Origin of the sequence: Vallitalea guaymasensis (assembly GCF_018141425.1) — a bacterium.
GTDB classification, from domain to species: Bacteria; Bacillota; Clostridia; order Lachnospirales; family Vallitaleaceae; genus Vallitalea; species Vallitalea guaymasensis.
Map to the genome: position 1 here is coordinate 5,168,143 of NZ_CP058561.1, position 12,309 is coordinate 5,180,451.

General features: G+C 32.2%; 11 protein-coding genes and 1 other annotated feature. Of the genes, 10 read left to right on the top strand and 1 reads right to left on the bottom strand.

The genetic code is table 11. The features are described from left to right. The first annotated feature begins 39 nt into the window (after positions 1–39). The 9 genes from HYG85_RS22330 to HYG85_RS22370 all read left to right on the top strand — a co-directional run bounded on the left by HYG85_RS22330 (position 40) and on the right by HYG85_RS22370 (position 9,738). Positions 40–327, top strand: a complete 288-nt coding sequence (locus HYG85_RS22330) for a PTS sugar transporter subunit IIB (RefSeq protein ID WP_242986518.1) — start codon at positions 40–42, stop codon at positions 325–327. Positions 328–478: 151 nt separating this feature from the next. Continuing rightward, a complete protein-coding gene (locus HYG85_RS22335) occupies positions 479–1,786 on the top strand; it encodes a PTS ascorbate transporter subunit IIC (RefSeq protein WP_113675158.1) in 1,308 nt (435 codons plus the stop codon). A gap of 180 nt (positions 1,787–1,966) precedes the next feature. Continuing rightward, positions 1,967–2,812, top strand: a complete 846-nt coding sequence (locus HYG85_RS22340) for a sugar phosphate isomerase/epimerase family protein (RefSeq protein WP_212691495.1) — start codon at positions 1,967–1,969, stop codon at positions 2,810–2,812. A 12-nt stretch (positions 2,813–2,824) separates the two neighbouring features. Further along, on the top strand, positions 2,825–3,457 hold the full coding sequence (gene dhaL, locus HYG85_RS22345; RefSeq protein WP_212691496.1) for a dihydroxyacetone kinase subunit DhaL: 633 nt from the start codon (positions 2,825–2,827) through the stop codon (positions 3,455–3,457). A 16-nt stretch (positions 3,458–3,473) separates the two neighbouring features. Then, the gene (locus HYG85_RS22350) at positions 3,474–4,472 is read left to right on the top strand and encodes a dihydroxyacetone kinase subunit DhaK (RefSeq protein WP_212691497.1); all 999 of its coding nucleotides are present in this window, start codon (positions 3,474–3,476) and stop codon (positions 4,470–4,472) included. Between the two features lie 12 nt (positions 4,473–4,484). Continuing rightward, on the top strand, positions 4,485–5,336 hold the full coding sequence (locus HYG85_RS22355; protein ID WP_212691498.1) for a class II fructose-bisphosphate aldolase: 852 nt from the start codon (positions 4,485–4,487) through the stop codon (positions 5,334–5,336). 2 nt (positions 5,337–5,338) lie between these two features. Next, positions 5,339–6,676: an L-fucose/L-arabinose isomerase family protein gene (locus HYG85_RS22360; RefSeq protein WP_212691499.1), complete on the top strand. Its 1,338-nt coding sequence runs from the start codon at positions 5,339–5,341 to the stop codon at positions 6,674–6,676. A gap of 12 nt (positions 6,677–6,688) precedes the next feature. Further along, on the top strand, positions 6,689–8,863 hold the full coding sequence (locus HYG85_RS22365; protein WP_212691500.1) for a beta-galactosidase: 2,175 nt from the start codon (positions 6,689–6,691) through the stop codon (positions 8,861–8,863). Between the two features lie 77 nt (positions 8,864–8,940). Then, entirely contained in the window at positions 8,941–9,738 is a 798-nt protein-coding gene (locus HYG85_RS22370; protein WP_212691501.1) for an HAD-IIA family hydrolase, read from the top strand. 24 nt (positions 9,739–9,762) lie between these two features. Here the strand turns inward: HYG85_RS22370 and HYG85_RS22375 are convergent, their stop codons facing one another. Then, positions 9,763–10,038, bottom strand: coding sequence for a DUF503 domain-containing protein (locus HYG85_RS22375; protein WP_113675150.1), 276 nt, complete (start codon positions 10,036–10,038; stop codon positions 9,763–9,765). Positions 10,039–10,238: 200 nt separating this feature from the next. Continuing rightward, positions 10,239–10,501, top strand: a binding site (T-box leader). A 110-nt stretch (positions 10,502–10,611) separates the two neighbouring features. Here HYG85_RS22375 and metG point away from each other — a divergent pair. Continuing rightward, on the top strand, positions 10,612–12,243 hold the full coding sequence (metG, locus tag HYG85_RS22380) for a methionine--tRNA ligase (RefSeq protein WP_212691502.1): 1,632 nt from the start codon (positions 10,612–10,614) through the stop codon (positions 12,241–12,243). The last annotated feature ends 66 nt before the right edge of the window (positions 12,244–12,309 follow it).

Sequence of the window (12,309 nt, forward strand, 5' to 3'; positions counted from 1 at the left end):
CCTATAAATTAAGTTATACTAAGCAAGGGGGTGAAATTAATGGCAAAAATCAAAGTTTTAGCAGTTTGTGGTTTTGGAGTTGGTACAAGTTTAATTCTTAAAATGAACATTGAAAAGGTTCTTAAGCAAAATGGAATTGACGCAGAGGTAACTAATGCTGATATTACTACTGCTACAGGAATCAATGCAGATGTAATTTTTACTTCAAAAGAGTTATATTCACAACTTCAAGGAAAATCAAAAGCACCACTTATTCAAATTGATAACTTTATGAATAATAAGGAGATCGAAGAAAAAGGAATGCCAGTAATCAAAGGACTCATGTAACCAGGTCCTATAAACCTATAGTTTAATTCTTTAACACAATGTTTAGGTATAGTCAAAATACGATGTTGTGTTAGAGGATTAAACAGGGTAATTACCAAGTAAGCAATATATCTCTAAAATAAAATAATAATAAAAGGAGGAGTTACATAATATGTCAGTTATTAATTATTTAACTTCAAACATTTTCAAGCAACCATCTTTGTTTTTAGGTGTAGTAGCATTAATTGGTTTATTACTTCAAAGGAAAAGTTTTGGTGAAGTAATAAAAGGAACATTTAAAACTATTATTGGAGTAATTATTTTATTCAAAGGGGTTAACATTATTGGGGATGCTGTTTCTCCACTTTCAGGAGCATTTTCCACATTATATGATTTACCTGCAAGCAATCAGTTTGATCCACAGGGTTGGCTTAATTTCCTAGGTGAGTATGGTTCAACAATAGGTTTAGTAATAGTACTTGCTTTTATAATTAACTTATTAGTAGCTAGAATCTCTCCTATAAAAAATATTTTCTTGACAGGTCATATATTCTTCTGGATGTCATATATCTTTGTAGCTGTAGGGGTTGAAGCAGGGTTAACTGGTACAGCACTCACAATATTCGCAACTTTATTCTTAGCTTTATATATAATTGTAGTTCCAGCATTACTAAGACCTTTTGTAAAAAAAGTTACAGGTTCTGATGATTTCACTATCGGACATAGTGCGTCTATCTTCTGTCTACTTGGAGCAGGTATTGGTAAATTAGTTGGAAATAAAGAAAAATCAACTGAAGATCTAAAAATACCTAAAGCATTTGAATTCTTTAGAGATACAACAATCGCTACATCACTTATAGTATTTGCAACTTATATCGTAGTTGGATTAATTATCGGTCCAGATGCAAGAGTTGAGATATTCGGTGGAGCAATTGGTTCTCTTAATACAATTGGTGGTATGCAATACGATTTATTCACATTTAGTTTAATGGCTGGTTTAACATTTGGAGCAGGTTTAACAATTCTTCTAACAGGTGTAAGATTAATGCTTGGTGAAATAATTCCTGCGTTCAAAGGTATCTCTGACAAACTTATTCCAAACTCAATACCAGCACTTGATATTCCAATGGTATTCCCATTTGCACCAAATGCATTATTGATTGGGTTTATAGTAAGTATGGTAACAAGTATCTTAACTATAGTTATAATGGCTTCAACAGGATTGTTAGCTTATGCTGTTATACCATTGACAGTAGCTTGTTTCTTTGATGTAGCTCCAGGTGCTATCTTTGCAAATGCAACAGGTGGACGTAGAGGTGCAGTTATCGCAAGTATTGTAAGTGGTGTCTTGATGGTATTATTAGTAGCAGTTTCAATTCCTGCATTATTCAATACAGTAGCTGGATTCAACCAATTATTTGGTGGTAATGACTTCTCATTATGGTCAGCTATAGGTTCATTGATAGGTAAAATATTTTAATTAATTGTATATAAGTTTATGGTAACGTAACAGTGATTTGATACACATGGTGATATATTGTTTGATGTACTATCATGTGTATCATTTTTAAAATATCAAATATATTGAACATATTGAAATAGGTGTATAGATAATCAAGTTTGATATATATATTAAATAATTTGAAAAGTTGGTGAAAACATGAAATTTGGTATACATTTATCTACTTTTACTAATGAATGGGATGAAGATATTTTTAGATACATAAGAAAAGTAAAAGAATATGGCTATGATGGAGTAGAATTTCCACTTATGGATCCAGACAGTTTTAAGGTAGATAAAGCTAAAAAATTGTTAAAAGAGTATTCTTTAGAATGTACATGTGGAACTGGTATGAATCCTCAGAGAGATATTTCAGCAGAAGACAGTATTATTAATAAAAACGGAATCAATCATTTGAAAAAATGTTTAGATATATGCAATGAGCTGGAAACAGATTGCCTCGGAGGAGTTTTATATGCACCTTGGGGTACTTGTATGAGTAGGGAAACAGGAAAAGACAATATTAAAAGAAGTATAGAGAACTTATCAAAAATCGGAGAATATGCAAAGGAAAAAGGTGTTGTACTTGCTCTTGAGATGATTAATAGATATGAAACATATGTAATTAATTCAGTGCAAGATGGATTAGCATTCATAGATAAAGTAGGTAATGATAATGTTAAACTTCATTTTGACACTTTTCATGCCAACATTGAAGAGAAATCAATCAAGAATGCCCTAATAGAAGGCGGTAAAGATATATATCATATCCATTTCTGTGAAAATGATAGAGGGGCACCTGGTACAGGACAGATAAATTGGCAACAAGTAAAAGAAGGATTGGAAGCAATTGAATATGATAGATGGATTACATTAGAAAATTTTGTTATGCCTAATTGCGGAGTAGGCAATGACGTTTTCATATGGCGAGATATAGATGAAAGCGGTCTTGCAGTCGCTGAAAAAGGAATAAAATTCATGAAAGAACTATTTAAAAGAGCTTAAAGGAGGAACAATATGTTAAGTGCAAAACAAATTCAAGAATTATTGATAAAGATAGCAGATATGTATATTGAAAAGCAAGATGAATTATCAAAACTTGACGCTGTAATTGGTGATGGTGACCATGGTGTTACTATGGCTAGAGGTTCAAAAGCCGCTAAAATAAAGGTATCTGAATTAGAAGATGGAACCTGCAGAGATTATTTCAAAACATTTGGTAGAACTTTAGTATCAACTCTTGGTGGTGCTATGGGACCTCTTTATGGAAGCATTTTCCTAGAAATCTCAAAAGCTTGTAAAGGTAAAGAGGAAGTATCCTTAAATGAATTATCAGAAGGTTTTAACAATGGATTATTAAAGGTAATGGAGTTAGGCGGTGCCAAGGTAGGAGATAAGACCATGGTAGATTCCATACATCCTACAGTAGAAGCACTAAAGAAAGCTAATGAAGAGGGAAAAGACTTAGCAAATGGATTTGAATTAGCTGTAAAAGCAGCTGAAGAGGGTGTTAATAGCACTATTCCATTAATTGCTAGAAGAGGTCGTTCAAGATATCTACAAGAAAAAGCTATTGGACATCAAGATGCAGGGGCAACTTCTTTTAGTTATCTTATTAAAACAATCTATGAATACTTGAAAGATATGTAATAAGGAGGAGAATGTCATGATAGTTAAAAAGATCATAAATAACCCAGATAATATTGTCAGTGATACAATTGAGGGTTTTGTAAAAGCATATGAAGATAAGATTGAGAAATTGCCTAATAGTAATGTGGTAATAAGAAAAAATATGGAAAAAGGTAAAGTAAGTGTAATAATTGGTAATGGTTCAGGTCACGAGCCAGCTTGTATAGGTTTTGTAGGAGAAAACATGCTGACAGCTAATGCATATGGAGGAGTATTTGCTGCTCCAAGTCCAGATACATTATATGATGCGATAGAAGCATCTGAAAATGGTAAAGGTGTATGTGTCTTGATATCTAATCATGCTGGTGATGTTATCAATTCAAAAATGGCAATAGATATGGCAGATGATGATGACATATTATGCAAAGGTGTAATATTATATGACGACATAGCTTCTGCCCCAAAAGGAGAAGAGATTGAAAGAAGAGGTACAGCAGGAACTCTTTTCAACTATAAAATTACCAGCTCATATGCTGCAGATGGTCATGACTTGGAAGAAGTAGCAAAAATGGCAGAGAAGGTTAGAGATAATACAAGAACATTAACTGTAGCGACTGTACCAGGTACTTCACCTATTACTGGCTATAAGATGTTTGAGATAGCAGATGATGAAATTGAAATAGGTATGGGTGTTCATGGAGAAGCAGCAGCACATACTATGAAGATTGGTACAGCAGAAGAGATTGCAAAGGTCATGTGTAAGAAATTGATAGAAGATAAACCATATGAAAAAGGTGACGAAGTAGCTGTATTAGTCAATGGATGCGGACAAACTACTTATATGGAATTATTGATATTCTATAATGAAGTAGAAAAAATATTATCAGAAGCTGGAATTAAAACTTATAAACCTGCTATTGGAAATTATATTACTACTCAAGAAATGGGTGGAATTGCTTTAGCATTTTGTAAGCTTGATGAAGAAATGAAGAAACAGTGGTCAAAAACAACTGATGCCCCTGGTTTTCATATATAAAGGAGGATTCATATGCAGTTATTACCTATGAAAGAGCTTTTATTGGAAGCTAAGGCTAATAACTCAGCTGTTGCAGCGATAAACGTTAGTAATATGGAAACAATAACTGGGTTATTAGAAACAGCACAGAAAATGGAATCATCTATTATCTTGCAGATATCACCAATGCAGATTCAAGCTCAGAAAATAACTTATGCTCAGATAGTAGAGATGATAAAGCTTTTTGGAAGAGATTATGACATAAAGACTTCCATACATGTGGATCATGCTGTTGATGTAGAAGATTGTTATAAAGCCATAGATTCTGGTTTTACTTCGGTAATGTACGATGGTTCTATGGTGGATTTTGATACTAATATAGAAAACACATTGAAAGTTGTTAATTATGCTAAGGGAAAAAATGTCACAGTAGAAGCTGAATTAGGAAAAGTTGGTGGTGCAGAGGCTTCTGATAGTACTGAAGAAGGTTATATGACTGACCCTGGTAAAGTAGAAATATTTGTAAACAGGACTGGTGTGGATTGTCTGGCTGTAGCTATAGGAAATGCTCATGGACAATATAAATGCAAACCAAAACTGGATTTTAATAGATTAAGTGCAATATATGAAAAAGCCGGTATACCTTTGGTTCTTCATGGCGGTACAGGAATACCTGATGTTGATATAAAGAAGGCTATTTCAAAAGGAATAAGGAAAGTTAATATCTTCACAGAAGTAGATAGAGCTTTTGTTAAAGGTTTTGTAGATGCATATACAGGTAATAAAAACATATATATGATGCACGCTCAAGAACAAGCAAGAGAATATATGATGCGAGAAATTGAGAAGAAACTCCGTATTTGCAAAAATGTTGAGGAGGAATAGATATGAGAATTGGATTGATTTCAGTAGGATTCCCTAATTTTAGATATGATATCGCTAATGAATATTTACAGAAATCTCTAGAAAAACTGGATAACAGCAATTATGAAATCTTATGTTGCGGTAAGACACTTATTGATGAACAAGATATCTACTTAGAATTATCTAATCTAAAACAAAAAAATATTGATTTGTTAATTTTACAATGCGGTACATATTCATATGGTAGCTGCATGATGAAGATAGTTGAGTTGTTTGAACATACACCACTATTGATGTGGGGATTCCCTGAGCCTGTTATAGAGGGATTTTATGGTCTTCCACTGAATTCTTTATGTGGGCTTAATATGTATGGTAGTTTCTTGGAAAAAGTAGACAAGAAATATAGTTATGTATATGGAAAAGTAGAAGATGAGTCTACTTATGACAAGGTAATAAATACAATAAGAGCAATTGAAATAAAGATGAAGATGAAAGGAAGCAAATTCTGTATTATTGGTGGAAGAGTACCAGGATTTTATCTATCCAATGTTGATGAAGTAAGATTTCGTCATGAGATAGGTCCTGAAATAGTATATTATTCTCTAGCAGCATTAATTCAGGATGTTAAAAACATCTCATCTGAACGAGTTGAAAAAGAAATAGAAATAATGGTAGGAGAAGCTGCCAAAGTTACTACAACTAATGAGATGCTGGAAAAATCAGCAAGAATATATTTGGCAATACAAGATTACAAAGAAAAGAATAATATTGACGGTTTCACTATTAAGTGTTGGCCTGAGTTCCAAGAATTGATGGGCTGTAGTGTTTGTGGTGTTGTTTCAAGACTTAATAATATTGGAGTAGCTACATCCTGTGAGGGTGATATTACTGGACTTGCAACAATGTACATCCAGAATCTCATCACAAAAGAGCCATGTTTCTTTGCTGATCTAGTTAATATTAATGAGGAAGGTGTTGCAAAAGCTTGGCATTGTGGACCTGCTCCATTATCTTTGGCAAGAGATAAAGAGACTACTGAGTACTTGGAACATCCAACTATAAAACAAGGAATGGGATTCGCAGTTCAGTTCAAGATGAAGCTGGGAAGACTTACAATGATAAAGTTAAAAGAAGCTAAAGGTGGATATAAGATGTTCATTGCTACAGGTGAAGGCATAGAAGAAGATAGAGTGTTAGTAGCAAATCAGGCAGATATAAGGTTTGATTCACCAATAAACAAAGTGCTGGATACAATAATGGCTAATGGAATAGAACATCATTACGCTATAGTATATAGTGAAATAAAAGACATATTAATAGAAACTTGTAAATGGATGGGAATTGAAGTAATAGATTGTTAGGAGGGCATTAATATGGATAGAGATGACTTTATTTATGCAGCTGGGTATTATCCATTAATGCATGATAAAGAAGATTGGGACAGAGATCTTAAGTTAATGAAAGATTCTGGTATCAATATGATAAGAACTGCTGAACTTTTTAATACATGGGATAGAATAGAACCTGAGAAAGGTAAATTCAATTTTGAGTTTTTAGATGAATTTTTTGACCTATGCCTCAAGTATGATATAAAGATTCTCCTAGGGACTGGAACTGCATCACCACCCTATTGGCTACATGAATTATATCCAGATGTAAATATACTTAATAATCATGGAGAACAATATCCTAATAATGTTTCATATACTTGGGCATGTATAGATAATCCAGGATATATAAGTGAAGTAGAAAGATATTTAACTGTATTGATTGATAGATATAAAGATCATGAAGCATTATATGCTTATCAGATTCATAATGAAGTAAGTTTCCCTTTTATGCCATTAAAAGAGGGAGATATAGATATATATTGCTATTGCAACCATACTAAGAAGAATTTTAGGAAATGGATAGAAAATAAATATGAAACCTTGGATAATTTGAATTATGCATATAGATGGGGTGCAACCAATACTTGTCATACTTCATGGGAACAAGTTGAACCTCCAAAAACTAAACCGACTAGTTGGTCAAGTGTTACTAGGTGGTTAGATTTTCGTTTATTCTGGATGGATAATTTCGTAAAATTCATTAGTTGGCAGAATGATATCATAAAAAAATATGATACCAAGCATTTGACAACTACAAATATTTTCTTCTTGAAGTCTCAAGACCCTCTTGGTGTTTTAACCGCTCTTGACCAGTTTGAAATGGCAAAGGTTGTAGATATAATTGGATATGACTTATACCCTGGCAGTGGTAATAAACTAGAGAAGAAACCTGAATTTGCATCTATGTTTTTGGATATGGCAAAAAGCACTTCAAAACCATTAGGAAAAGATTATTGGTTGTTAGAGACTGAAAGTGGTCCTATCAATGGTTGGGTATTAGGTCCAAGTAGAAATGTAAAAGGCTTTGATCTAATAAGAAATGTATTTGAGGCAGTAGGGCATGATGCGAAATTGACATTATATCAAGGATGGCGTGAATGGGATTTCCAACCTCTGCATTGGGGAGCTATCGTTGATTTGGATGGTGGAAAAACTGAAAGAACAGTAGCTGCCAAAAAGATAGGTACAGTACTTAATGAATATGGAAAATCTTTTGTGAAATCCAATAACAATAAAGGCGAAATCGGAATATTAATCTCTAAAGAAAATGCTATTGTCCTAAACGGTATGGGACAAGAGGATTTCTTGATAAAAGCTTTAAGAGGTGCATATACAACTTTCTGGGAAAAAGGGTATAATGTAGAATTTGTAAATGAAGATTTGGTAAAAGACGGCTATGTCAATAAGTATCCTGTATTATATATGCCTTTCATGTCTGTTATTGATGATGAATTAGCTAAGGGACTTGACAAGTATGTTAGTCAAGGTGGTACACTAATAGGAACCGCTAGATGTGGAATGTTAGGTCAATATGGATGGTATAATCATAAAATACCTTGCTTTGACTTAAGTGATGTATTTGGAGTTGAGGCAACAGAAGTAGAAGCAGGGATTAATCCTAATGTTTCCTATAGTATGAAAAACTATACTGGATATTGGCACAAGGAAGTTTTACAAATAAATGATAAGAACGTTGATATACTGGCAAGATTCAATGATGATAAACCGGCAGTAACAATTAATAATTATGGAAAAGGTCAAGCAGTATATTTTGCTACTCATCCAGATGTGGCTTATCTAGGAGAGAAATCAAATCTATTATGGGATATTATAGATGATATTCTATTACCAAAAGGGTTAAGTCCTAAGATTAGTGTGGATTACACAAATAGAAGTGTTAAAGAGGTTGATGTACACTATTTGGGTAATGAAAAAGAGGAATATCTCATTATAACTAATTATGTCAATAAAAAACATTCAGGCTTCTTTATAAATGGTGAAAAATATGTTAGAATTTCTATGAAAACAGATAGACAATATCATAGAGCGATTGATATAATGACTGAAGAAACCATTGATATGCAAAAAGAAAATGATTGTATATTACTTGAAACAAAAATAATAAAAGACCAAGTTAAAATAATAAAATTAACTTAAAGACATGGGGACGTTTCCTTTTTCATGAATTTGACATATGAAACGTCTCTAATCAATTAAAAGGATGGTGACTGTAGATGAGAGACTTACATAAAATAAAATGTTTCTTATTAGATATGGATGGTACTTTTTATTTAGGTGATGAATTGATTAATGGTTCCATGGATTTCTTGAAAATTCTTGAGAAGCAGGATAAAGATTTTCTATTTCTAACTAATAATTCATCCAAGAATAGAATGGCATATGTAGAAAAATTAAAGAGATTAGGTTGCGACGTAGAACCTGACAAAGTGTTTACTTCTGGAGAAGCAACAACAATATATTTACAGAATGAGAAACCAGGAGCAAAGGTATTTTTACTGGGGACACCTCTTCTAGAGGAAGAATTCATTAATGCAGGCTTTGAGTTGGTTAAGGATAGAAATGAATCTCCAGATTATGTTGTGTTAGGGTTTGATACTACCCTTACATATGAAAAATTATGGATAGCATGTGATTATATAAGAGATGGAGTAACATATATTGCTACGCATCCTGATTATAACTGTCCTCTTGAGGGAGGAAAATTCATGCCAGATGCAGGTGCAATGATAGATTTTATTGCTGCTTCAACTGGTAGAAGACCTCATGTAATTGGAAAACCAAATTCTGATATTATTAGTGTTATCTGCGATAAATATGGTTACAACAGGCAAGAAATTGCTATGGTCGGTGATAGGTTATATACTGATATCAAAACGGGTATTAATGCTGATATAGCTACTGTAGTAGTTCTATCTGGTGAAACAAGTATAACTGATTATGAAAAGTCAGATATAAATGCTGATTTTGTTTATCCATCACTTAAGGAAATAGGTGAAGATTTAATAAAATAAATATGTACAATATTAGCTAAAATATTAGTAATCAGAGATTTCAACAATTTCAACAGGATAATCGTCTTCAATAAAATCAATGATACTATAGAAAATCTGTTCAGTAGTTTGAGTATTACTGCTAACGATTGATAAACCTAGTACACCTTGGTTGAGGATATCATTATCTTTTACTTCAGCAATACTAACATTGAATTTGTTATGAGTTTTATGGATAATACTTTTTATAACACTACGTTTATCCTTTAATGAATTAGAATCTAATATTAATATAGTTATAGTTACAGTTTTTACATTCATTGACATCACCCTTTTATTTTTTAGTAGTATGATTAATTATAGTAATTATTATAATAGCAAATTTATATTATCATATAATTAATTAGTTTGTAAATAAAAAATGACAAATATATATTAATTTAACATATACTTTACAATAAATTATAATAATTATTGACATTTATTAAAATAATAATATAATAGATTATAACTTAATACCCTGAAAGACTTAGAAAAGAAGAGTAGGTAATGAATTATTTTACAGAGAACCCATATAGGTGAGAGTGGGGATTTATGAAATTATTGAACATGGTCTTGGAGTTGCGCACCGATGCATTGGTTTAGGCTGCGACGGGATCGCCCGTTATCGCGATAGAGTATAACTTAGGTCATTTCCTAGGCGTACTTGATGAGATCTGTATTGTGAAATACAGATAAACTGGGGTGGTACCACGATGATGCATTTTAAGCACTCGTCCCCGGAAATAATATTTCCGGGAGGTGAGTGCTTTATTTATTGCTCTGACAGATATAATAATTGAATAGTATGTACATGATTGATAGTTATTAATAAAAATAGAAAGAGGTAATAAAATGAATGTAATAATTAGTGGTGCTTGGGTTTATGCAAATGGTTCGTTGCACATAGGACATGTGGCTTCACTTATATCAGGTGACGTCATTGCAAGATATTATAGACAAAAAGGTGATGATGTATGTTATGTTTCAGGAAGTGATTGTTATGGGACTCCAATTACTATTAAAGCAAAAAAAGAAGGTAAATCACCACTTAAAATAGCTGAATTTTATCATAAAGAATTTGTGGATTGCTTTAATGCCTTAGGATTCTCATATGATTATTATGGTAAAACAATAAGTAATGAACATAATGAATTTGTTAAGGATTTTCATAGAAAATTATATAAAAGTAAAAGTGTTATTGAAAAGAAAGTACAACAAGCATATTGTGTTGATTGTGAAGAATATTTACCAGATAGATTTGTTGAAGGTAAGTGTCCTGAATGTGGAGAAATAACCCGAGGTGACCAATGCGATGCTTGTGGAAGAGTACTTGAACCAGAATTATTAATTGAAGGTAGATGTGCATTATGTGGTCAAAAAATAGGTTTTAAAGAATCCACACATCTATATCTCAGGTTATCAGATTATGAAGCAGAATTAAGAAAACTAGTAAATGAATCAAGATATTGGAGAAAAAATGCTATAGATTTCACTAATCGCTATTTGGATGAAGGTCTTAGAGATAAAGCTCTGACACGTGATCTTAAGTGGGGGATTGAAGTCCCAAAGGAAGGTTACAGCGACAAGAAAATATATATATGGGCTGAGAATGTACTTGGTTATTTATCTTCCAGTACCGTAGCCACGAGAAAAAATCAAGATTTTAATGACTATTGGAAAAATGAAGAGGCACTGCATTATTATGTGCATGGAAAAGATAACATACCATTTCATACTATAATACTTCCATCATTGTTACTAGCCAATGGAGAAAATTATCATCTTCCAGATAGAATTATATCAAGTGAGTATTTAACGCTGGAACATAAGAAAATATCAACTAGTAAAGATTATGCTGTTTGGATAAAAGACATAATCAATCGTTATGACCCAGATACAATAAGATATTTTCTTATAGCAAATGGTCCAGAAAAAAGAGATACAGATTTTTCCTTTAGGGAGTTGATTAATCGCCATAATGGAGAATTATTAGGTACCTATGGTAATTTCATTAATCGTACAATTGTCTTTATAGAGAAATATTTCAATAATAAAATACCTGATGGCAGTATTGATGAAAATATAGAGGCACAGTTAAAAAGTATATATAAGACTACAGGGGAAAACATAGAGATAGGAAATCTGAGAGCAGGGTTAGAAGAAATCTTCAATCTACTTAGAAATGCCAATAAATATTTTGATACAAAGAAACCTTGGGAAACTAGAACAACAGATCAAAAAGATTGTGAAAATACTATATATAACTGTATTCAAATTATAGCTAATACAGCAGTATTATTGGAACCATTTATACCATTTTCATCCAATAAGGTTATAAAATGGCTTGGAATCAATGATACATGGGATTTTAAACTGATTGAAAGTGGAAAAAGCATCAATAGTATTGATAAGTTATTTGAGAGAATAGATAAAAAAATCATTCATGAAGAACTTGAAAAGCTGAATATCAAAGATATTAATTAATAATATAACAATTTAATTACGGTTTTCTACAATTAATGAGCAGTCTTACTATAATCTGAAGTAAGA